The sequence below is a fragment of the Micromonospora sp. NPDC048830 genome, from assembly GCF_043198215.1.
Taxonomy (GTDB): domain Bacteria; phylum Actinomycetota; class Actinomycetes; order Mycobacteriales; family Micromonosporaceae; genus Micromonospora.
This window is the reverse complement of the sequence record NZ_JBICUP010000031.1, coordinates 53,599-75,960: the sequence shown is the minus strand read 5'-3', so window position 1 is coordinate 75,960 and position 22,362 is coordinate 53,599. Positions and strand designations below refer to the sequence as shown.

The 22,362-nt window shown below is 69.4% G+C and carries 18 protein-coding genes and 1 pseudogene; 16 read left to right on the top strand and 3 right to left on the bottom strand.

Features of this window, described 5'->3' with window-relative positions; all coding sequences use genetic code 11:
- Positions 1–582: 582 nt before the first annotated feature.
- From ACGFIZ_RS23890 to ACGFIZ_RS23875, 4 genes are all read left to right on the top strand, one after another.
- Entirely contained in the window at positions 583–1,797 is a 1,215-nt protein-coding gene (locus ACGFIZ_RS23890) for an ABC transporter substrate-binding protein (RefSeq protein ID WP_393422631.1), read from the top strand.
- Positions 1,798–1,876: 79 nt separating this feature from the next.
- Entirely contained in the window at positions 1,877–2,779 is a 903-nt protein-coding gene (locus ACGFIZ_RS23885) for a carbohydrate ABC transporter permease (protein ID WP_393422629.1), read from the top strand.
- Positions 2,780–2,898: 119 nt separating this feature from the next.
- Positions 2,899–3,693, top strand: coding sequence for a carbohydrate ABC transporter permease (locus ACGFIZ_RS23880; protein ID WP_393422627.1), 795 nt, complete (start codon positions 2,899–2,901; stop codon positions 3,691–3,693).
- Positions 3,694–3,777: 84 nt separating this feature from the next.
- Positions 3,778–4,737 carry a hydroxyacid dehydrogenase gene (locus ACGFIZ_RS23875; RefSeq protein WP_393422625.1) on the top strand — a complete coding sequence of 320 codons (960 nt, stop codon included), beginning with the start codon at positions 3,778–3,780 and terminating at the stop codon, positions 4,735–4,737.
- 40 nt (positions 4,738–4,777) lie between these two features.
- Here the strand turns inward: ACGFIZ_RS23875 and ACGFIZ_RS23870 are convergent, their stop codons facing one another.
- Positions 4,778–6,379: a beta-N-acetylhexosaminidase gene (locus ACGFIZ_RS23870; protein ID WP_393422623.1), complete on the bottom strand. Its 1,602-nt coding sequence runs from the start codon at positions 6,377–6,379 to the stop codon at positions 4,778–4,780.
- Positions 6,380–6,725: 346 nt separating this feature from the next.
- Between ACGFIZ_RS23870 and ACGFIZ_RS23865 the strand changes: the two genes are divergently transcribed.
- The 3 genes from ACGFIZ_RS23865 to ACGFIZ_RS23855 all read left to right on the top strand — a co-directional run bounded on the left by ACGFIZ_RS23865 (position 6,726) and on the right by ACGFIZ_RS23855 (position 9,795).
- Complete coding sequence (locus ACGFIZ_RS23865; RefSeq protein WP_393422621.1) at positions 6,726–7,607, top strand: Gfo/Idh/MocA family protein; 882 nt, start codon at positions 6,726–6,728, stop codon at positions 7,605–7,607.
- Positions 7,608–7,714: 107 nt separating this feature from the next.
- Entirely contained in the window at positions 7,715–8,731 is a 1,017-nt protein-coding gene (locus ACGFIZ_RS23860; protein ID WP_393422617.1) for an NAD-dependent epimerase/dehydratase family protein, read from the top strand.
- Positions 8,732–8,739: 8 nt separating this feature from the next.
- Complete coding sequence (locus tag ACGFIZ_RS23855; protein WP_393422615.1) at positions 8,740–9,795, top strand: dihydrodipicolinate synthase family protein; 1,056 nt, start codon at positions 8,740–8,742, stop codon at positions 9,793–9,795.
- 51 nt (positions 9,796–9,846) lie between these two features.
- Here ACGFIZ_RS23855 and ACGFIZ_RS23850 read toward each other — a convergent pair whose 3' ends face one another.
- The gene (locus tag ACGFIZ_RS23850; RefSeq protein ID WP_393422613.1) at positions 9,847–11,064 is read right to left on the bottom strand and encodes a hypothetical protein; all 1,218 of its coding nucleotides are present in this window, start codon (positions 11,062–11,064) and stop codon (positions 9,847–9,849) included.
- Positions 11,065–11,160: 96 nt separating this feature from the next.
- On the opposite strand from ACGFIZ_RS23850, the gene ACGFIZ_RS23845 reads away from it, so the two are divergent.
- The 4 genes from ACGFIZ_RS23845 to ACGFIZ_RS23830 all read left to right on the top strand — a co-directional run bounded on the left by ACGFIZ_RS23845 (position 11,161) and on the right by ACGFIZ_RS23830 (position 17,052).
- Positions 11,161–11,442 carry a hypothetical protein gene (locus ACGFIZ_RS23845; RefSeq protein ID WP_393422611.1) on the top strand — a complete coding sequence of 94 codons (282 nt, stop codon included), beginning with the start codon at positions 11,161–11,163 and terminating at the stop codon, positions 11,440–11,442.
- Positions 11,439–12,335: a dihydrodipicolinate synthase family protein gene (locus ACGFIZ_RS23840; RefSeq protein ID WP_393422609.1), complete on the top strand. Its 897-nt coding sequence runs from the start codon at positions 11,439–11,441 to the stop codon at positions 12,333–12,335. Before ACGFIZ_RS23845 ends, ACGFIZ_RS23840 begins: the two co-directional genes overlap by 4 nt.
- A 912-nt stretch (positions 12,336–13,247) precedes the next feature.
- Complete coding sequence (locus ACGFIZ_RS23835) at positions 13,248–14,948, top strand: FG-GAP-like repeat-containing protein (protein ID WP_393422607.1); 1,701 nt, start codon at positions 13,248–13,250, stop codon at positions 14,946–14,948.
- Positions 14,949–15,465: 517 nt separating this feature from the next.
- Positions 15,466–17,052 carry an alkaline phosphatase D family protein gene (locus tag ACGFIZ_RS23830; RefSeq protein WP_393422605.1) on the top strand — a complete coding sequence of 529 codons (1,587 nt, stop codon included), beginning with the start codon at positions 15,466–15,468 and terminating at the stop codon, positions 17,050–17,052.
- 136 nt (positions 17,053–17,188) lie between these two features.
- Here the strand turns inward: ACGFIZ_RS23830 and ACGFIZ_RS23825 are convergent, their stop codons facing one another.
- Positions 17,189–17,971 carry an EcsC family protein gene (locus ACGFIZ_RS23825; protein WP_393422603.1) on the bottom strand — a complete coding sequence of 261 codons (783 nt, stop codon included), beginning with the start codon at positions 17,969–17,971 and terminating at the stop codon, positions 17,189–17,191.
- A gap of 180 nt (positions 17,972–18,151) precedes the next feature.
- Here ACGFIZ_RS23825 and ACGFIZ_RS23820 point away from each other — a divergent pair, with 180 nt between their 5' ends.
- The 5 genes and pseudogenes from ACGFIZ_RS23820 to ACGFIZ_RS23800 all read left to right on the top strand — a co-directional run.
- A complete protein-coding gene (locus ACGFIZ_RS23820) occupies positions 18,152–18,649 on the top strand; it encodes a DinB family protein (RefSeq protein WP_393422601.1) in 498 nt (165 codons plus the stop codon).
- A 144-nt stretch (positions 18,650–18,793) separates the two neighbouring features.
- Positions 18,794–19,513: a septum formation family protein gene (locus tag ACGFIZ_RS23815; RefSeq protein WP_393422599.1), complete on the top strand. Its 720-nt coding sequence runs from the start codon at positions 18,794–18,796 to the stop codon at positions 19,511–19,513.
- A gap of 411 nt (positions 19,514–19,924) precedes the next feature.
- A complete protein-coding gene (locus tag ACGFIZ_RS23810; RefSeq protein WP_393422597.1) occupies positions 19,925–20,206 on the top strand; it encodes an ABC transporter permease subunit in 282 nt (93 codons plus the stop codon).
- Positions 20,203–22,026 (top strand): dipeptide ABC transporter ATP-binding protein, encoded by a 1,824-nt coding sequence (locus tag ACGFIZ_RS23805; protein WP_393422595.1) that lies wholly within the window; start codon positions 20,203–20,205, stop codon positions 22,024–22,026. The genes ACGFIZ_RS23810 and ACGFIZ_RS23805 overlap by 4 nt, the downstream gene beginning before the upstream one ends.
- 156 nt (positions 22,027–22,182) lie before the next feature.
- Positions 22,183–22,319, top strand: a pseudogene (locus tag ACGFIZ_RS23800) (IS6 family transposase); the annotation flags it as partial.
- Between the last annotated feature and the right edge of the window lie 43 nt (positions 22,320–22,362).

The following is a 22,362-nucleotide window of genomic DNA, read 5'->3' as shown; positions in this document are numbered from 1 at the left end:
GGGCGGACGCGCTGACGCTGCGGTCGCGGTGCATCGGTCGCGGGCCCCGGTGGTGCCGGCCCGTGCCGGCATGGAGGCCAATCGGCATTCACCGATACTGCCGGTAGGTTCGCTCGGGTCCGCCCTGTGGGTCGGCCTGAACGTGCGTCCCCCGCGTCGGCGGTGCGGGTTGACAGCGGTGCGGGTGACAGCGGTGCGATGGCGGTCTGGCGGGTCAGGCGGACCATGCGTCCAAGCGCTCGTCGACGAGGTCGTCGTCGGCCGACCACGGGTGGCTGGGGTGCTTCCGCCTGATCCGCGTGGCCCGGCAGGGGAGGGAACCTCGCCGGGTTCTGGACGGCGGACGGACCTTCGCCGGTGTCGCCGTCCGTGTCGCCCAACGCCCTGCCCGCCGTGGCGGCCGCGATCTCGCACGGATTGCGGCCCCGACCGTAATAGTCCCTTCGGTGGCCTGTCAACACTCAGGGGATGGGCAGAGGTCTCCAGGTCCTGACGCGTTGACTCAGCGCCTGTCGCTGGCTACGGTCCTGTCCGTAACTTCGGAATGGAGGAAGCGCGATGTCGTCACGCAGAACGATGTTGGTGGCGTCGCTCGTGGCAACCGGTCTGCTGGCGACAGCCTGCGGCTCGGACTCGAGCGGCGCCTCGGGCGAGGTGAGCGGCCCAGTCACCATGCGGGTCTACCCCCTGGTCGACGAGGGCAAGGACAGGGCCTTCTGGGACGGTCAGATCGCGGCCTTCAAGAAGGAGCATCCAAAGGTCGACGTCAAGATCGACATTCAGCCGTGGAAGGACCGGGAACGCTCCCTGGTCGCGGCCATCGCCGGCGGCGTCGCCCCGGACCTCGTCTACATGATCCCCGACGAACTGACCCAGTTCGAGGGCCAGGGGGTGCTCGAGCCGCTGAACGGCGTGGTCGACACCACCGGGTACCGAGAGAACGCGCTCAAGGCTGCCACCATCGACGGCAAGCTCTACGGCGCACCGATTCTGATGACTGTCATCCCCGGCGCCTGCGACAGGAAGGTGCTCGCCGAGGTCGGCGTCGACAAGCCGCCCACGACGTGGGACGAACTGATGGCGATGGCGCCGCAGTTCAAGGCAAAGGGCAAGTACGTGACCCACGTCGTGGCGTCGAACGAGGCCACCCTGAACACCAGCTTCTACCCATGGGTGTGGCAGGCCGGTGGGGCCCCCTTCGACGACCAGGGCAAGCCGACCATCGACAGCCCGGCCATGGTGGAGGCGACCAGGTTCATCAGCGAACTGGTCAAGCAGGGCTACGTGAACAAGGACCAGGCGACCGTCAACCTGCCGGCCGAGCAGTCGCCGATCGGGCGACGTGAGGTGGGGTGCGTGTACTACATGGACCCCATCATCATGAAGAACGACGTGTGGGGCGACGACACGATGGTGGCGCCGCCACTCAAGCACAAGGCGGAAGGCGCGTACGGGACGGTCGGCTCGTACGCGATGCTCAAGGGTTCCAAGAACAAGAAGGCCGCGGCGGCCTGGTTGAAGTTCATCACCACGCCGCAGGTGATGGCGGACGTCGACAAGATGGCCGGTTACTACCCACCCAGGGAAGACGCCACGGTCGAGTTCCCCGCGGGCAGTGTGCAGGCTGAGGTTGCCAAGTATCTCGAGTTGGCCGATGTCGGACCGAAGGTTCCGCACGCTCGCGAGGTACAGGGCGTCATCGCCCCCGAGGTGCAGGCTGCCGTTCTCGGCAACAAGTCAGCCGAGCAGGCGATGAAGGACGCGGCGGAGGCCGCGAAGAGTGTGCTGGAACGCTGAAGCGGCCCCCAGCAGCCGATGATCTGTTGACGGGGCCGGGTCCGTGCGGACCCGGCCCGACAGAAAGAGACGAGTAAGCGTGACGACTACAGTCCGTGGTAGCCGGCGGCCGGTCCACCACCGGGCCCGATGGCGCGGGGCAGCGATCGGCCTGGCATTCGTCCTGCCGATGTTCGTGCTGTTCGTGCTGTTCCGGTTCGGCCCGTTCCTCGGCGGCCTCGTGCTTGCCTTCTCCGAGTACACCCTCGGCGGCGGGATCGAGTGGACCGGCCTGGCGAACTTCGAGCGGCTGGCCGAGGACAAGCTGTTCTGGCAGGCGCTCGTCGTCACCGTGATCTTCACCGTCATCTCCGTCCCGCTGTTGATCGCCGTCGCCACCGGGATGGCACTGCTGGTCAGACGAAAGTTCCGCGGGGTCAGCTTCTTCCGGTCGGTGTTCTTCCTGCCCGTGATCACCTCGCTGGTGCTCGCAGGAATCATCTTTGTCTGGATCTTCAACAGCGGCGGGCCGGTGCCGCGCCTGATGGGTGCGCTCGGACTCACCGAGCAGTCGTGGCTGACGAGTGAGACGCTGGCGATTCCCGCCGTCGCCATCGTCTCCGTCTGGGGGCGGTTCGGCTTCGACATGCTCATCGTCCTCGCGCGGCTACAGGACATTCCACGGGAGTTGGACGAGGCGGCGATGATGGACGGCGCAAACGGCTGGCAGCGCTTCCGCAGCGTCACGCTCCCGCAGCTGCGCCCGGTGTTCTTCTTCCTGAGCGTGATCGAGGTGATCGGCTCGTTCCAGGTCTTCGACGCGGTGTACATCATGACGGGCGGGGGCCCGGGCAACGCCACCTACACCCTCGGTTTCATGCTCTACGACCAGGCCTTCAGATACTTCGACTTCGGCTACGCCTCCGCGGTCGCGCTGGTCCTGTTCGTCATCGTGCTCATGCTCGCGCTCGTGCAGCGCCGGATCTTCGACAGGGAGGACTGATGGCGGCGACAGTGACGGACCGGGTGAGCGGTAGGACCGCTGGCGGGTCCGCGCCGACGGACACCAAGCCGAGGCGTCGCTCGAGACGTGACGTGTTCACACCTCGTGGCCCGGCTCGGTTGGCCATCAGCGCACTGCTCGTCGTGGCGACGCTGGTGACGCTGTTTCCCTTCTACGCCATGGTCCTGATGTCGTTGAAACCGATCGGGCCGCTCGTCCTCCCGGACAGCCTCCTGCCGACGGACCTGTCGCTGGAGACCTACGCGTCGGTGTTGCAGGCCAGGAACGTGCCGCGCTGGTTCCTCAACACGCTCGTCTACTCGGTCACGAGCGTCGTGTTCGTGCTGCTGCTCGCCGCGATGGCCGGCTACGCCTTCGCGAAGAAGAGCTTCCCTGGCAGGGAGGCCATGTTCTGGTCCTTCCTCGCGATGCTGATGGTCCCCTATCACATCACGCTGATCCCGACCTTCATCATCGTGTCCAAGGCAGGCGGCGTTAACACCTACTGGGGCCTGATCATCCCGACGTTGGCCAACGCGCAGGCGACCTTCCTGCTGCGTCAGTTCATCCGCTCCATTCCGGACGAGCTGATCGACGCGGCCCGGGTGGACGGTGCCTCGGACCTGCGGATCTTCCTCCGGATCGTGCTGCCGCTGTGCAAGCCGGTGCTGGCGACCCTCGGCGTGTTCGTCTTCCTGTGGCACTGGAACGACTTCCTGTGGCCGCTGATCGTGGGGCAGTCACCGGAGATGCGGACGCTGACCACGGGAATCGCCGGCCTGATGCAGGAGAAGCAGCCGCTCAACGTGGCGCTGGCCGGCTCGGTGGTGGCCCTTCTGCCGATCTTCGTGGCCTACCTGTTCGCCCAGCGGTACTTCACCGAGGGCGTCACCTCCTCGGGAGTCAAGGGATAGGGGAGTGTTGTGCTCGTTGACGCCATGACTGAGCCTGCCACGGGCCCACGCATCCTCCTGGCAGTCCCACCGCACGTGCGGCAGATGATCTTTACGCCGGCGGCATGGGAGCGGTTGCGTACGGTGGGGTCGGTACGTTCGCTGGACGACTCCACAATGCGTGACGACCTGATCGGTGCGCTCGGCGACGGCGACGTCGACGTGCTGGTGACGTCGTGGGGTGCGGTGCCGCTCGACTCGCGGGTGCTCGATCACGCCCCCGCTCTGCGGCTCGTGGCGCACAGCGCGTCCTCGGTCAAGTCCTTCCTGACGTCGGACGTGTTCGCCCGCGGGATCCGGGTGACCCAGGCCGGGCAGGCGATGGCAGCTCCCGTCGCCGAGGTGGCGCTCACGTTCACCCTGTCGCTGCTGCATCGCGTGCACCGATTCGATCACGCCCTGCGCAGAGGCGATCCGTGGAACGAGGCGCAGGAGGCACCGGTGCGGCACGAGCTCGCCGCTTCGCGAATCGGTGTCGTCGGTGCCTCCCGAACAGGCGTCGCCTACATCCGGATGCTGCGTGCGCTGGGCGCCGACGTGGTGGTGTACGACCCGTTCCTGAGCGCCGACGCGGCCAGGGAGTTGGGCGTGCGGAGAATGGATCTCGACCCTCTGCTGCGCGGCAGTCAGGTGGTGGCTCTGCACGCACCCTCCCTGCCGGAGACCCGCCACATGATCGGAGCGCGCGAACTCGCGCTGATGCCGGACGGCGCGGGGCTGGTCAACACCGCGCGATCCTGGCTGGTGGACGAGGCGGCCCTGCTGACCGAGTTGACGTCCGGTCGGCTCGACGCCGCGCTGGACGTCTTCGACGACGAGCCACTTCCGGTCGACAGCCCGCTGCGCCGGCTCGCAAACGTGCTGCTGACCCCGCACCAGGCGGCCGGCACCATCGAGAGCCGCCAGCGGCTCGGCGACATCGTGGTGGACGAGATCGAGCGGTTCGCTCAGGGCAGGCCGCTCGAGCACGAGGTCGACGCCGCTGCCCTCACCCGGATGGCCTGAGCCGCTCCGGGCCCCGACGCGGACCGCGCGGTGGTCGCCGTCAGTAGCCGGGGTCCTGGGGGCGACCCTGCCGGCGACCGGTGCCACCCGTCTGCCATGGCCGTGGACCGGCCAACGGGCGGTAGTCCAGACCGAGCGCATCGAGCCTGCGCAGATGCGCGGGCAGGCGGGCCAACAGTCCGTCGACGCTGCGCCGCTCGGGTTGCGTCCAGGCGACCTCTGCGAGGGCGCACAGGCGGGGAAAGGCCATGTACTGCACCGTCTGCGGCGTCGGCATGTACTCCGTCCAGAGTTGGCCCTGCACGCCCAGCACCCGGCCGGCATCCGGAAGGTCGGGTGGGCACGGGTCGAAGGTCATGACGTCCCGCAGGCTCACCACACCCGCCTGCGCGAGTGGTTCGTCGGGATGGCGTACCTGGTATTTGTCGAAGTACGTCCTCTGGTGCGGGGTCATCACCACGTCATGGCCGGCTTTCAACGCCAGTCGGGCGTTCTCCATCCCGCGCCAGGCCATCACGACCGCGTCCGTGGGTACGCCGCCGTCTTCGATCACCTCGTCCCAGCCCACCATCCGGCGACCGCGATCGGTCAGGTAGCCAGTGAGTTCGCGGAGGTACCAGCTCTGCAGTTCGTCCACCGAGGCCAGGCCGAGGTCTGCGGCGCGTTTCGCGATGAGCGGGCTGTTCCGCCACTGGGTGCGGGGGCACTCGTCGCCACCGAGGTGCACGAACCGCGACGGGAAGACGTCGAGGACCACCTCCAGAACGTCCCGGGCGAAGGCCATGGCCGCATCTGTCGGAGCGAGCACGTCGTCGAAGATGCCGAAGTGGCGTGCCGTCTGCACCGTCTCCCCTGTGACGCCCAGGTGTGGGTAGGCGGCCAGCACCGCCCGAACGTGTCCCGGCACGTCCACCTCCGGCACGACGGTGATGTGACGGTCGGCGGCGTAGGCGACAATCTCGCGGAGGTCGTCGATGCTGTAGAAGCCGCCGTGGGGCGTACCGTCGAAGGTCTTCGGCGCCACGGGATCCGCGCCGATCACGGTCTCCGTCCGCCAGCCGCCGACCTCGGTGAGCCGCGGATGACCGGGAACCTCCAGACGCCAGCCCTGGTCGTCGGTCAGGTGCAGGTGCAGCACGTTCAGTCTGTGCAGCGCCGCGGCGTCGATGAGTTGCAGTACGAAGCTCTTGGGCATGAAATGCCGGGCGACGTCGAGGTGGACGCCCCGCCATTCGAAGCGCGGCGCGTCCTGCACCCGGCAGCACGGGATCGACACCGGATCCCGGCCCACCGCCGTGGTCCGCAGGGCATGCGCCGGCAGCAACTGGCGCAACGTCTGGACGCCGCGGGCCAGCCCCGCGGCGGTCGCGCCGACCAGCTCGACCCGCTCCGGTGAGACGACGAGCCGATAGGCCTCGGCGCTGTCGTCGATCGCCCTGTCGATGCCCAGCCGGATGACCGCGGCAGGGTCCTCCGCGCAGACGACGGCGAGCCGGTGCCCGCTGCCGCGCAGCGCGTCATGCAACAGCCAGGCCAGCGGCGTGGCCTCCGCCGAGGCGCCGATGCGGGCATCCGGGACCAGGTGGAAGTAGCCGGGCAGCTCGTCAACCAGGGCGGGCTGCGGCACGATCGCGATCGTCAACGATGATCCTTCGACTGGGGGTGCTGGCTCGAACCGGGAAGAGTCGTGCCGCTGACGACGGTCGCGGCGGTAGAAGGCGTCGGGCGCGCTCGCCGCGTACGTCTACGGTGGGCTTTCCTCGCGTGCCAACATGGCGGCGACGGTATTCCGGCCCTGACCGTATCACCCGACGCTGTCGGGCTCAACGGCTCGAACGACGGCTCCCGGCGGCCCGTACCCGAGGAGCTGCCGTGCCGGAGGCCCGGGCGCGGCGCACGTGCGTCCGGACCGACGCCACAATTGGCGGAGAATGCGTCGCTGACCTGCGGTAGCGTGGCGGCGGAGCGGATGAGTAGCCTCTGCGCTCATGCGCATCGCCATCGCCGGACTCGCCACCAGCCACCCGTACGTCGACGCCAGGGCCCTGCGGAACGCGGCGGAGCTGGTGGTGTGGGAGCCGGACCCCGAGCGGCTGGCCCGTTTCCGGGCCGAGCAGCCCGACGCCCAGGTGGCCCCGGACCTCGATGCGCTGCTGGCCACCGCTTCTGACGGGGTGGTGCTCACCGTGCCCACCTCCGACGTGCCGGAGGCCCTGACGCGGGTGCTCGACCGGAAGCTGCCCTGCTTCGTCAACAAGCCCGCCGCCGCCACCCGCGAGCAGCTCGACCGGCTGAAGCGGGTCGTGGCCCGGGCGCCGGAGCTGGTCCTCACCTCCTCGGTGCTCCGCTTCGCGCCGGAGTTCGTCGCGTTCGACGTCCCGCGCGAGGAGATCCTGTCCGTCCGCGCCACCGTGCGCCACGACGTCGGCCTCTGGGCCACCGGCTACAACCCCTGGCAGGACGATCCGACCGTCGGCGGTGGCACGCTGGTCATGATGGGTCTGCACGGCGTGGAACTGCTGGTCGCGCTGCTCGGTCCGGCGGTGCGTCTGGTTGGTGCCGCGGCCACCCGTCGCCGGCACCACACGCTGCGGTCCGAGGACACCGGTGTGCTGGCCATGCAGTGGGACGACGGCGTTCCCGGCACCGTCGAGGTCCTCGGGGTCGCTGACGGCGAGGCGTACGAGGTCACCGTCCACACCACCACGGGGGAACGGGGGGTGGTGCTGCGCGGCGGCGCCGACGAGCTGGGCTACCACGCGACCATCGACGCGTTCCTCAGCATGGTGGGCGGCGCCCCGAGCCCGGTGCCGTGGCCGCAGACCCGCGCCGTGCTGGACATCCTCACCACCGCTCGCGCCGTGGCCTGACGTTCGCCGCCGGTCGCCCCGTCGACCGATCCGCGCCGGGCGCAGCTTGACGCCCCTGCGGCCGGAGGTTACGGTCACGACCGTTAATCCGGAAGGGGTGTGGTGGCATGCGTACGGTGGCGGAGCTGGAGGAGCGGCTCTCGCGTCCGCGGGACGTCCTCGTGGACGACCTGCGCAAGCTCGACGGCGATATCCTGATCCTCGGAGCAGGCGGCAAGCTGGGGCCGAGCCTGGTCCGGCTGGCGCTGCGCGGCGTGGCGGCGGCGGGCACCGGCGCCCGCGTCATCGCGGTGTCCCGCTTCTCCGAGGTGGGGTTGGCCGACGCGCTGCGCGACGAGGGCGCGACGGTGGTCGAGGCGGACGTCACCGACGACGTCGCACTGGCCGCCCTGCCCGACGCGGCGAACGTGGTCTTCCTGGTCGGCGCGAAGTTCGGCACCACCGGCCGGGAGCACGCCACCTGGGCCACCAACGCCTACCTACCCGGACGCGTCGCGCAGCGCTTCGCCGGGGCCCGGCTGGTGGCGCTGAGCACCGGCAACGTCTACCCGCTGGTGCCGGTGACCTCCGGAGGCTGCGTCGAGCAGACCCCGGTGCAGCCGGTCGGCGAGTACGCCATGTCGTGCCTGGGCCGGGAACGTATCTTCACCCACTTCTCGGTGCGAGACGACACCCCGCTGGCGCTGGTCCGGCTCAACTACGCCGTCGAGATGCGCTACGGCGTCCTCGTCGACATCGCCCGAGCTGTCCACGCCGGCGAGCCCGTGGACCTCACCATGGGGCACGCCAACATCGTCTGGCAGGGCTACGCCAACGAGGTGACCCTGCGCACCCTGCACCACACGCGGACACCGCCGTTCGTGTTGAACCTGACCGGGCCCGAGCTGGTCTCGGTCCGTCAGGCCGCCACCGCCCTCGCCGCCCGGCTGGGCCGCGAGCCGGTGTTCACCGGCACCGAGGCGCCGACCGCGCTGCTGTCCAACGCTCAGCTCTGCCACCGGCTCTTCGGCTACCCGGACGTTCCGGTCGCCGAGCTGATCGACCTGACGGCGGACTGGGTCGCCGAGGGCCTTCCCCTGCTGGGCAAGCCGACGGGTTTTCAGCGCCGCGACGGCAACTTCTAGGAGAGACCGTGTTGACCGCATCGAGCAGCCGGCAGGCAGCCGCCCTGGCCCGGTTCCAGCGTGGCTGCGTCATCCCCGCCCACCCGCTCGCCCTGACCGCCGACCGTAAGCTCGACGAGCGCCGGCAGCGGGCGTTGACCCGCTACTACCTCGCTGCGGGCGCCGGTGGAGTCGCCGTCGGGGTGCACACCACCCAGTTCGCCATCCACGACCCGAAGGTGGGGCTGCTCGCCCCGGTGCTGGAACTGGCCGCCGAGACCGCAGCCGGCTCGGACGCCGTCCTGGTGGCGGGCGCCTGCGGCGACACCGCCCAGGCGGTCGCCGAGGCCGAACTGGCCGCCTCGCTCGGCTACCACATGCTGCTGCTGTCCCCGTACTCGGGCCTCGACGAGGACGGTCTCGTCGAGCGGGCCCGCGTGGTCGGCGAGGTGCTGCCGGTGATCGGCTTCTACCTGCAACCCGCCGTCGGCGGGCGAACGCTGTCCCGCGACTTCTGGGCCCGGCTGGCCGCACTCGAGACGGTGGTCGGGATCAAGGTGGCGCCGTTCGACCGGTACCGCACCCTGGACGTCCTGCACGGCGTCTGCGCCGGCGGCCGGAACGGCGACCTGGCGCTCTACACCGGAAACGACGACCACATCCTCGCCGACCTGGTCGCCCCGCACCGCGTCATGGTGGACGGCCGGCCGGTGGAGGTCGAGTTCGTCGGCGGGCTGCTCGGCCAGTGGGCGGTCTGGGCGAAGACCGCGGTCGGCCTGCTCGACGACGCCCGGCACGCCCGCGCCGGGGACGACGCCGCGCTGCGCCGGCTGCTCACCCTCGATGGCCACCTCACCGACGCCAACGCCGCCATCTTCGATGCCGCGAACGGCTACCACGGCTGCATCCCCGGCATCCACGAGGTGCTGCGCCGGCAGGGCCTCCTGGCCGGCCGTTGGTGCCTCGACCCGGCCGAGGAACTCTCGCCGGGGCAGTTGGCCGAACTCGACCGGGTGCACCGGGCGTACCCGCATCTGCGCGACGACGACTTCGTCGCCGAGCATTTGGACGAGTGGCTGAGCTGATCTGCGCTGAGACGGTCCGGCCCGCGCCTTCGTCGCGGGCCGGGCCCCGCGTCACAGGGTCAGGCGGTAGAGGGTCAGCGGGCGGCCGCTGGTGCCGGCGGCAAGCTGGCCGGTGCGTTCGGCCAGGCCGGCCAACTCCAACCGGTGCAGCATCCGCCGGGCGGTGCGCTGCTGCACCTTGAGCTGGTCGGCCACCTCCCGGCTGGTCAGCGGCTCGGTTCCGGCGGCGGTGCGCACCTCGCGCAGCCGCAGCAGCGTGGGCACCGACAGGCCGACCCGCTGGGCGATGACCGTCAGATTGACCTCCGCCGGCTGCGGCGCCGGCGTGGACGACTCCAGCACGATGTCGGTGTCGCCGCGCAGGGAGAGCACTGCGGTGGCGGGGCCGACCCGACGGGCCCGGCTCAGCGCGCGTCGGGCGAGGTTCTCCGCCTCCGCCGCGCTGCGTCCGAGCCCGAAGCCGATCTGCACGGTGTCGTGCCGGTCGGCAAGTCGGCGCAGCATCGGCAGAGCGGTGAAGCCGCCGGTGGCGTCGTGCAGCGGCCCGCGGGTGGTGACGATCAGGTACGTGTCTGGGGTGAACCGCGCGAGGGTGCCGCCGAGTGTGGCCACCTCCCGGAGCAGCCCGTCGTCGCCGGGCAGGCGGGCCAGGCCGAGTGCGATCTGCGCGTCCTCCTGAGCCTGGCTGGTGGCGTGCAGCAGCAGTTGGCGCAGGGCGGTGCGGACCGAATGGTTCGACGGGGCGAGCCGGAACGCCGGCATCTCGTGGCGCAGCGCCTCATAGACCGAGCTGACGCAGGTCACCGCGACCTGCGCGCCGGCCTTGCGCTGGCGGCGGTGGAAGGCGATCAGATCGTCGGAGGTGAGGCCGCTGCGATAGGGCAGGGAGCGGATCCGGTCCATGGACAGACCCGCCTCGCCGAAGGTCGCGCCGACGTCCGCGCTGGTGACCGTGTCGATGGAGGCGCGGGTCACGTCGTGCCCGTCGCACAGCAGCCGCACCGCGGCTTGGAGCAGGGTCGCCCCGGTGTAGTCGACGAAGGCGGCGGGCCGGTGCAGCACGTTCGCCTCGCGGGCCAGGGCATAGGGCACCACGCCGGTGAACAGCCACGCCTCCACCTGGCCGCCGTGCGCCTCCACGATCGCCGAGGCCTGCGACTCGTGGTCGTAGGGTAGCCGGCGGGCGGTGACGCCTGGCTGCTCCTCGCAGGTAGCGGCCACGTCGTCGACCAGGTCGTGTGGCCCGACGACCCCGATCTCGATGGTCACCGTTGCCTCCTGTCGGGGGTTGCATTGCCCGCAGCTCAAGATTACGGTCGGGTCCGGTAATACTGTAGCCCGGAAGGGCGCCTGTCGTATCCCAGCGTGGCCACCGCTCGCGGCCATGCCATCGGCGCGGAGGAGTTGGCCATGGTCACCCGGGTGCTCCAGTCGGGCACGCTCGACGCGCCGGCGCAGGCCGGGGTGCCCGGCCACGGCGCGTCCCGCCTCCCGCTCACCGTGCCGCCGACCTACGGGCCCGGCGCGTTCCCGACCGCCGAGCGAATGGTCGACCAGACCCTGCCGGTGATCGACTGGAGCGAGCGGCACACCGACGAGCACGTCGAGGAGGTCTCCCGGGCGGTGCGGGCGGCGGTGACGGCGTGATCGCCCCGGCCGCCGCCGCGCTGCGCGACCGGCTGCGCTGGCGGCTGATCGCCGCCACCGCCACCCCGATGGACTCCGGCGGGGTGGTCGACCCGGCGGTGCTCGACCGCTACCTGCGCGGATTGGTCGCCGACGGCGCCGACGCCCTCGCCGTCTGCGCCCACACCGGGCGCGGCCCCTACCTCGACCTGGCTACCCGCGACCTGGTCATCCGGTGCGCCGTCGACACCGGGGTGCCCGTGATCGTAGGCGTGGGCGGTCGGCCGGGGGAGCACACCGACGAGGTCACCGCCCAGGCCGCCCGGGCGGCCGCCCACGGCGCGGCCGGCGTCCTGGTCTTCCCCGTCGACGGCGACGCGGTCGCCCACCACGACGCCGTCTGGCGGGCCGCCGGCCTGCCGATGCTCGCCTTCGACCTCTACACCCGGCCGTATCCGGCGGCGAAACTGGCCGCGCTGCTGGCGCATCCCGGCGTCGCCGGGGTCAAGGTGGCCCGGCTGCACGACGCGCTCGCCTGCCAGGCGGCCCTGGCGGCCGCCCACCGGGCCGACCGGCTCGCGGTCACCGGCGAGGACCGGATGTTCGGACCGTCGCTGCTCTGGGGGGCGGAGGCGGCCCTGGTCGGCCTCGCCGCGGCCGCGGTCCCGGTCACGGCTGTGGTGCTGCGGGCCTTCGCCGACAAGCGGTACGACGAGTTCGTCGTCGCCGCCGCCGACCTCGACCGGCTCGCCGGGGTCACCTTCACCGAACCGATGGACGGGTACGTGCAGCGCATGCTCTGGATCGCCGCCGAGGAAGGGCGGATCCCAGCGAGCCAGGCGGTCGATCCGCACCGACCGGCGCTGCCCGACGGAGACCGCGACCAGGTGCTGAGGGTGATGGGGCGCCGGTGAGCAGTAACCGTTCGTGACTGGCGATCTGCCGCCGGTCGCCCTCGGCGACACCTCGTCGGCCGGTCGTTCGTGGAGTTCGCGGCACAGCCGCTTGTCTGCCCGCAGTGGTGACCGGTGCTGGTCGATCTGCTGCAGCATGTGCTCCCTGGCTCGCCGGCCCTCACTGGCCTTGCACAGCGCTCCGCCGAGCAGGCCGGTTGCGAGCGGGCGCCAGGGGATGAGGCCCAGACCGGAATGCCGTGCAGCGGGAAGTGTTCACCTCGCCGGGCCGGATGTCGTGGAGGGCCTACGACACGCGGGGCCGTCAAGTGGACAGCTGCAGCGCCGTCCACTGCCGGTCGGTCAGGTCGTGCCGCCTCGTCGGCATGGTGGCCGCGAGGTCTCCGGTCTGAAGTTCTTCTTGGTCGATGAACTAGCCGCCGTAGACATCAGTACTTATCGATCAACGATACGCCACGGCCGCACCCACCAGCGCACCCGCCTTTGAAACGCGGCCCAGCTTGATTTTCAATCTGTGTGGCGCGGCCGGGGATTGGCCGTTTTCTTCTTCGAAGAGGTTGTCTTCCCGGTCGCGCTGCTGGTGGCGATGTGGACGTCGTAGCGGCGGGTGGGATGGCGGTTGGGTCGTCCGGGTGGGTGGCCGGGTCCTGGTCGGGTGGGTTTCGGCGCTCCGTCACCAGGGACAAGGCCGGCAGCGACCGTACCGGCCCATCCGCGCACAACACCGCGTAGGCCAACTCGAACAACGCATCAGCTCTGGCGCTCAGACAGCGATGTAGTTTCGTACGGAACGTCGCGAGGTCCCCCACCGCGCTTCCACGCCGGCGTCATGCACACTGATCATCCCGCAGCCCTTGGTCCTGCTTCCCGGCTTGAAGATCAAGTTAGGCTGGCGACACTCAACTCCCAAAAGTGGAGGTGTACGTGAATACTCAAAGAACGACTAGCCGCGCGGCCTTGGTCATGTCCATCGTGGCGGCTCCGTTACTGAGCCTGACACCCCCGGCGACAGCGGCGGCGGAGCCGCTGCTCGCCGTGCCGACCAGCTCCATCGGGACGTTCTCCTTGGCTGCGGAGGAGGAGTCGGTCACCCTGACGCTGGACGCGTCCCAGTCCCTGACGGGCCAGATTCCGGTCACGCTGCGGGTGATGCCGCTCGGCGACTCGATCACCTATGGTCTGGAGAGTTCCGACGGGAACGGCTACCGCGACGAGTTGTACAACTACCTGAAAAACAGCGCGCAGGGCGTTGACTTCGTCGGGTCGGTGCAGGCCGGCTCGATGAGTGACCCCGACAACGAGGGCCACCCGGGCGACCGGATCGACGAGATCGCGGCCTTCGCCGATTGCAGCGTGCCGCAGTATCAGCCGAACGTGATCACCCTGCACGCCGGCACCAACGACATGAATCAGGACTACTACCTGTCGTCCGCGCCTACCCGGCTCAAGAATCTGATCAACCAGGCGCTGGCGGACTCACCCCGTGCCACGGTGCTGGCCGCCAAGCTCATCCCGACCGGCAAGGCCGGGCTGCAGCCGCGCATCGACGCATACAACGCAGCGCTGCCCGGCGTGGTGGACGACCTGCAGCGCGAGGGCAAGCACGTCCTGCTGGTGGACATGAGTCGGGTGCTGGTCAGCGACGGACTGGAGAACGACGCACACCCGACGGACGCGGGCTACGCCAAGATGGCCGACGCCTGGTACGAAGCCGTACTTGAGGCGAACGCCAAGGGCTGGCTTCAGACCCCGCTGGCCGAGCAGGCCCCCGCCGTCTGCGACGCCTTTCTCGGCGAGGGATGGCGCGCGCTGGGCGTGATCGCCCCCGGCTACGGTGTCAACCTAGGCCGCACGATCATCACCGAGCTCAATGGCGACCAGCGGGCCGACTACCTTCAGGTCGGTCAAGACGGCAAGTTCCGCGCATCGGTGAACACCGTCGGTACACCCGGGCAACCCGACTGGGTGGACGTGGGCACGTACGACCCGGGAGCCGGAACGGTCGACGTCCTCGGGGAAGAGGTCCGGTTCGCCGACATAAACGGGGACGGACGCGACGACTACCTCGCGGTCAGTTCCGACAGCAAGGTACGGGCCTTCCTCAACTACCCCGGGTCGGGTAACCAGCTCAGGTTCGTCCACGCGGGAATCGTCTTCAGCGAGGCGTCGTTCAACCGGAACAACCTCCGCTTCGCGGACGTCACGGGGGACAAGCGCGACGACATCCTGCGGGTCAGCGCGGAGGGAGCGGTCCACGCGTACGTCAACCTGTGGACCTCCACCGATCCAGTGCCCCAAGAGTGGCGGCTGTGGCTCAACTGGGCCGGCGGCCCCCAGGGCTCATCGCTGGAAGCCGTGCGGTTCGCCGACGGCGACGGCGATGGCCGGGCCGACTACCTGCAGGTCAGCATTGACGGCGCGGTGCACGCCTTCCTCAACCGTGGTGGCGGGGGCAACGGTAGCTTCGAGGCCCGCTACAACTGGGCCTACGCGTCCAACTATCCCCGCAAGTACGTCCAGTTCGCCGACATCAGCGGTGACGGCAAAGCCGACTATCTGGTCGTCTACGACGGCGGCGCAGTCCGCGCCTGGCTGAACCGCGGCGGCAACTAGTAGTATTTTGTCACGCTTCGCTCTAGTTTGGTGGCCGTCCGGGGAATTGACTCGTCGCATCCGATGTGGATGTTCGCGAGGCGGAGCGCGGTGCGGACCGCACCCCCGTACCGTGGGGTGGGACGACGATCGAAACGGCGCTACCGGGACGGGGTCGTCTCGGTCAGAGACCTGATCGCATCCGTCGGCCCCGACGCAGCCCGGACGGTCACCTGGCGGGACGGTTCCCGCACTCGCGCGGGCAAGCCGGTGAAGATGCGTTCCGGTTCGTGTTCCTCCGCGTCCGTCCGGTCGGGTCCTGCTGGCCGCCCACCGCGACCACGACCTGCCCGAGACGTGGCTGATCGCCGATTGGCCGGCCGGCCAATCGGCGATCAGCCACGTACTGGCTGTCGAACCTGCCGGCCACCACGGCGGTTCGCCAGGTGAGCATTCAACAGTGGCGCCGCGCTGGGACCGCCGGATGCTCACCGGACGGCCACCCGTTGGCCACAGCGATCCGCTACACCTATCCGGCATGAGCCGTTCCCACCTGCATGACCAGGCCGCGTCCGTCGACCGGCGACGTTTCCTCACGGGTGTCGCGACCGTGGCGGGCGCCGCCGCGTTCGCTCAGCTGTCCGCGGGCGAGGCCACTGCCGCGCCCCGCCCGGCCGACTATCCGTTCCAGCTCGGCGTCGCCAGCGGCGACCCGACGTCTTCGGGCTTCGTACTCTGGACCCGCCTCGTCCCGCTGCTGTTCGAGCCGGGCGGCGGCATGCCGCCGAAGGCCGTCTCCGTCGACTGGCAGGTCGCCGAGGACGCCCAGTTCCGCCGGATCGTCCGGGAGGGCGTCGCGCGGGCGCTGCCGTCGCTGGCGCACTCCGTGCACGTCGAGGTCGACGGACTGCGCCCGGACGGCGAGTTCTTCTACCGCTTCCGCTACCGCGGCGAGGTGTCGCCGGTAGGCCGTACCCGGACCGCGCCGGACGTCCGCGCCGCGGTCGGGTCGCTGGCCTTCGCGTTCGCGTCCTGCCAGAACTGGACCAGCGGCTACTACCCGTCCTTCCGCCACATGGCGCAGGAGGACCTCGACCTCGTCCTGCACCTCGGGGATTACGTCTACGAGGGCGGCATCCCCGCCAACGGCGGCTATCGGCGTACGCCCACGCCGTCGATCCTGCGCAACGCGCCCCGCGAGCTGGAGCGCTGGCGGATGCAGTACGCGCTCTACAAGAGCGACCCGGATCTACAGGCCGCGCACGCGCGCTTCCCCTGGGCGGTCACCTGGGACGACCACGAGGTGCAGAACGACTACGCCAACACGCAGTCGCAGTACGAGGGTGACATCGGCGCCCTACGTGCGGCCGCCTACCAGGCCTGGTACGAGCACCAGCCGGTGCGGGCGCCCGCGGCTCCCGGCCCGAACGGTCCCCGGATCTACCGTCGGCTGCGGTGGGGCCGGCTGGCGCAGATCGACGTCGTCGACGGGCGGCAGTACCGCAGCATCCCGCCGTGCGGGTGGGGCGAGGCGGACGCCTGCGCCGAGGCGTACGACCCGGAGGTGACGATGCTGGGCACGGAGCAGGAGCGATGGCTCTATGACGGCCTGGCGGCGTCGTCGGCGCAGTGGAACGTGCTCGCGAGCAACGTGATGCTTGCGCGCCTCGACCACGACGGGCCCGCGGGCGACCGGCTGTGGCACGACGCGTGGGACGGCTTCCCGGCCGCACGGAACCGGCTCACCGAGGCGTGGGTACGCCACCAGGTGTCGAACCCCGTCGTCGTGACCGGTGACTGGCATTCCACGTTCGTCAACGACATCCTGCGGGACTTCGACGACCCGCAGTCGCCGGTGGTGGCGACCGAGTTCGTCGGGACGTCGATCTCCAGCAACGGCGACGGCAATGTCTACGGCCCCTATTACGGTCCGATGATCGGCTTCAATCCGCACATCAAGTTCTTCGACGGGGACCGCCGCGGCTACGTGCGCTGCAAGCTGGACGCGTTGGGCATGCGGACGGACCTGCAGATGGTGACCACCGTGAGCCGGGCGGACGCGCCGGAGTCGACGTTCGGATCGTTCTTCGTCGAATCCGGGCGGCCGGGGGCGCATCAGGTCTAACTTGGTCTTCAACCCGGGGTCGGTTGCATCACCCCCGGGCGATCATGGCCGCAGCCCTTGATCGATCATTCCTCTCGTCCAGGGAAGAAGATCAGGATCAAGGGCTGCGGGATGCCGTAGGCGGCCCGCTCCGGATTCAGCGCAGGTCGGGTCCGCCCTCCACGGCGAGTTCGCCGAGCACGCTGAACCCGTCGTCGACCACGTCGTCCGGGTCGTCCGTGTCCTCAACGACGAAGGCTTCGATTGGTCCCTCGTCCAGAAGCTGAGGGTACTTCTCCAGCAGGAACCGGCGCCGGTACGCCATTTCGGCGGTGTCGACGATTCCCTCCAGAGTGGTCCAGTTGAGGGTGCCGCCGACCAGGATTCCGGCTACCGGCACGACCTTGCCGAGGCCCTTCTTCGTGAGGGTGTGCCCGACCGCCTCCGCGAACCGTTTGGCGATCCGGGCGACGACCGAATCGTTCAGAACCTTCCACGTCTTACCGCGGACGAGCGCCTGGGTGAGGCGCGAGATGTCGGCGAAGGCGGCGCTCTTCGCGCCGACGGACGCGGCCGTCCCGGCGTTGACGACGGACAGCACGAAGAGCTTCTCGGCTGGCTCTTCGGGGTCGTAGCCGTACAGCAGCGAGACATGGCCGACCGCGCGGGATGCGAGTCCGATGACGACGGCGGCGTCGCCGGCGAAAGCGCTGACGATGGCACCTCCCGACGGCGCCGCCGCGGCGCCGCCGGAGACCGCGGTAGCCAGCTCGCCTCCCGAGATCACCAGCCCCGCACCCATCCCCGAGACCGCGGCGGTAGCAGGGTAGTACCAGCTCAAAGCCCGCCCGCGGACCGCGTGGATCTGCTCGAGGTCGAGGCGCCGCAGGTCGGAGAGCTTGGTGACGTCGTGCCCGCGCTTCTGGTGGAGCTCCACCACCCGCGGTCAGCGTATCCACCAACAGGCCCACATCATGCACATGTCCATTGAGGGAAAGGCACCCTCATCTGCCGCCGATCGGGCGTCAGGGGGCCGCACCTGCGAGACCGGTGAGTCAACCGACCGGTCGTGCCGACGTCCGTCAGTTGCTCCTGGGCCATGGTCTGGAATGCTTCGCCCATGCCTTCCTACCCGCCTACCTTCGCCGACCAGGTCGTCGCACTGCCGGCCCGTGCCCAGTTCGAGGCTTTCCTCGACGAGCACCGCGGCGCGCTCAATGGCTGCCTGGACGGGCTGACAGAGGAACAGGCGCGCCGATCGTTGGTGGCCTCCCGGACCACGCTGCTGGGTCTTGTGAAGCACGCGACCTTCGTCGAGAGGGTCTGGTTCGACGAAGCCGTCACATGCCGGTCGCGCGCTGAGATCGGCATCCCTGCGACGTCGGACGAGTCGTTCATCCTCGATGACGACGACACGATCGCCTCCGTCCAGCACGCACACCGAGAAGCCTGCGAAGCATCACGCCATGCGACGTCATCCCTGGGTCTGGACGACATCCTTCACGGGCACCGTCGGGGCCCGCTTCCGCTGCGGTGGGTGTATCTCCACGTGCTGCGCGAGCTCGCCCAGCACTGCGGGCACGCAGACATTCTTCGAGAGCAGCTCATCAACGAGTAGTGCCCGGACGTCCGCTCATGCCGCCGATAGGGCGCCTCCACCTGACCTTTCTGTCGAGCAGATCGACGCCTTCGACCTAAAGAGCACGTAGCAGCACAGGGCAATGGGCCTGCTCCTGTCCAAGATCGTTGATATGGTTCCCGCGTGGCTCAACTCGATCCGCCCGGTCAGTCCGCGCTGGCGCCCTACCCGTCGGCGCCGCCTGGCGACGAGAGGTCGCCTTACCAGCCGTATCCGCACTACCAGCATGACCCTCCGGTGACGCCCGCCCCGGGCGTCAACGGCTTCGCGGTGGCATCCTTGGTACTGGGAGTCATTGGTGGTGTCCTGCTCAGCGTGATCTTCGGCGTTGTCGCGCTCGTCCAGATGCGTACCCGGCCCTACCGCGGCAAGGGGCTGGCGATCGCGGGCCTGGTGCTCTCCGGTGTCTGGGCGCTGGGCCTGGCCGTACTGATCGTGGTGGCCATCGCGTCGGGTGCCGAGCGCGACCCCTCCGGTGAGGTGACCGACGGAGGTTCGGTGAGCGCCCGGCAGTTGCGTCCTGGCGACTGTGTCAACGACCTCGAAGAGAGCAACAACGTTCTCAGTCTGCCGGCGGTTCCCTGCGCACAACCACACGAGGGCGAGGTCTTCGCCGCCTTCGCGTTGTCAGGAAGGGAGTGGCCCGGCGAGGGGCACGTGTTGGAGAAGGCGGACCAGGGCTGCCAAGACCGTTTCGAGTCCTACGCCCCGAGGGCGGACTTCGACTCGTTTGAGCTCTTCGTCCTCTATCCGACGCAGCGAGCGTGGACCAGAGGCGACCATGACGTCACCTGCATCGCAATAGATCCCGCTGGCAAGAGCATCGGCTCCCTGCGCGGCTGACCTGCGGCGATAGGGCCCCGCCGCTGCGCCCTGGCCCGTACGCCGCCAGCCGGCGAGGCAGCGCACCGCCGGCAGGCTCCCGGGACGGCCGATGGCGGATGGCCGCGGGAGTCTGGCACCGTAACCCCGTGGGGCGAGATCCGACCGGGCCACCGGCCTCAGTGCTGGCGGGCGCCAACGGGTGCTCGTAGGCCTGTTCTCGGCGAAGAACAGGGAGTTCGGCGCGAAGCTCGATCTGCTGGCAGCTTCAGTGGAGGCCCATGGTGGACGGGTGGTAGGCCGGTACGTCCAGCGGCGGGGCGTCTCGCACGGCGGTGCGGCCAGGATGAGCGCACCGTTCTCGCGGCAGACGCTGCTCAGCCCCGGAAAGCGTGCGAGATCGCGCACGCATGCCGGGCCGCGGCGGTCGACGTGCCGAACATCACGAGCCCGCTACTCGTCGAGTTCGGGCTTCGCTGGACCTATTCGATCGCGACCATCGCAGGCCTGTCGTTCCTCGGATTCGGTATGGCGCCGCCGGCGGCCGACTGGGGGCTCATGATCAACGAGAACCGGATCGGGATCAGTCTTCAGCCGTGGGCGGTGGCCGTACCGGTCCTGCTCATAGCTGTGCTGGCCGTCGGGATCAACCTCATCGCGGATGGCCTGGACAGAGTTCTCATCGGAATCGATCGCGACACGGGAGCATCATGACCACCGCCAAAGTGCATCGCACCCCGGAATCTGTGGCTGGGGCCACCGTGCTCACCGTCGACAATGTTTGCGTAGCCCTCGAACCTTCCGGAACCGTGGTCGACGAGGAATTGAGCCTGTCGCTTCGCGAGGGGGAGATCGTGGCCCTCGTCGGGGAGTCGGCGTCGGGAAAGACCACGGCCGCAACGAGCCTGCTCGCGCACCAGCGTCGCGGCGCCCGCATTGTTTCGGGCGCGATCAGGATCGACGGCGAGAACCTGCTCGCAGCGTCCCCGGAACGGCTCCGGCGCATACGCGGCGCCCGCATCGCGTACGTACCTCAGGACGCGTCCGCCTCCCTGAACCCGGCGCTCCGCATCGGGACGCAGCTACGCGAGACGTTGGAAGCACATGACTTCGGCGCCGGCCGGGAAGATCGCCGGAACCGACTCGTGGAAATGATGGCAGAGGTCAAACTGCCCGCCGATCGATCCTTCCTGCGCAGCTACCCGCACCAGCTGTCCGGTGGCCAGCAGCAACGTGTGGCCATCGCGATGGCGCTGGCGTGCCGACCCAGTGTCATCGTCTTTGACGAGCCGACGACGGCTCTGGACGTGACCACGCAGGCCCACGTACTCGAGACCATCCGTCATGTGACGCGCGTGCATCGGATTGCCGCGCTGTACGTCACCCACGACCTGGCCGTGATTGCCAACATCGCCGACCGCGTCGCGGTGATGTACGCGGGACGCATCGTCGAGTTCGCACCGCGCGCCGACCTGTTCGAGCAACCGGTTCACCCCTACACGCGTCGCCTGCTGGCCGCGATCCCGGACCTGTCCGGTCGCCGGCCGCTGCATGGGATCGATGGCAAGGCGCCGCGGCCAGGTCAGCGCCCGCCCGGCTGCGCGTTCGCGCCCCGGTGCGATCTCGCCGTGGAGCGCTGTGCGACCGACGCCCCGCCGGTCACCCAGCCGCAATCGGGACGTGAGGTCAGATGCTGGCGCTGGCAGGAGCTCAGTGGTCAGCAGTCGAACGCCCCCGCCCGCCCGGTGGCGAGCACCGTCCTGGACACACCACGCGGGCAAGATGCCTGCCTCGAGGTGCCGAGGCTCGAGGCGTTCTATGGCGAGCGCCAGATCCTCCACGACGTCTCGATCTCTCTGAAGCGTCATCACTGTCTTGCTCTTGTCGGCGAGTCCGGATCGGGGAAGACCACACTCGCGCGCTGCATCGCCGGACTCCACCCCTCGAAGTACACCGGCGAGATACGCCTGGAAGGCAAGGTCCTGGCGCACGACGTTCGATCCCGGAGTCGCGACGAACGGAAGGCGATCCAGTACGTCTTCCAGAGTCCGTACAGCTCGTTGAACCCACGCAAGACGATCAAGATGATTTTGGAGCAACCGATACGTCAGTTCTTCGATCTCAGCGCCAGGCAAGCCGAGTCACGGATGATCGCCAGTCTCGAGCAGGTTTCGCTGGACAGCTCGATACTCTCGCGGTACCCCAACCAGCTCTCCGGAGGTGAGCGGCAGCGGGTCGCCATCGCGCGCGCGTTGGCGGCCGAGCCATCGGTGCTGGTCTGCGACGAGGTGACAAGCGCGCTCGACGTTTCCGTCCAGGCGTCGATCGTCGAACTGCTCCAGCGGCTCCGGGACGAGCTCGGCATCAGCATGCTTTTCGTAACGCACAATCTCGCGCTCGTTCGAAACATCGCGCAGGAGATGGCGGTCATGCATCACGGGAGGATCGTCGAACGGGGAGGCGTGGACGCCGTTCTGGACCGTCCGGTAGACGACTACACGCGAGCGCTGATCGCCGACACGCCAACGCTGTGAACGACCAGCGGCGAGGCTCGACGTGAGCCTCCGCCGGACTTCGTTGCGGTGAGCGCTGGCAAGATCGGGAAGACTCGCGCTGTGAAGTCGTCGGGCCGTCCTCGCCCGTGGCTACCTCCGAGGTCCTCGTTCGCCGGGTTTCGTTTTCCAGCAGCGGTGATCGTCGTCGCGGTCCGCTGGTACCTGCGTTCGGCCTGTCCTACCGCGACGTTGAAGAACTGCTGGCCGAACGCGGCATCGAGGTCGATCACGTCACGGCCTACCGGTGGGTGCAGCGGTGCACGCCGCTGCTGGCCGGCGCCGCCCGCGTCTGCCGGCACTCGCCAGGCGGTGGCC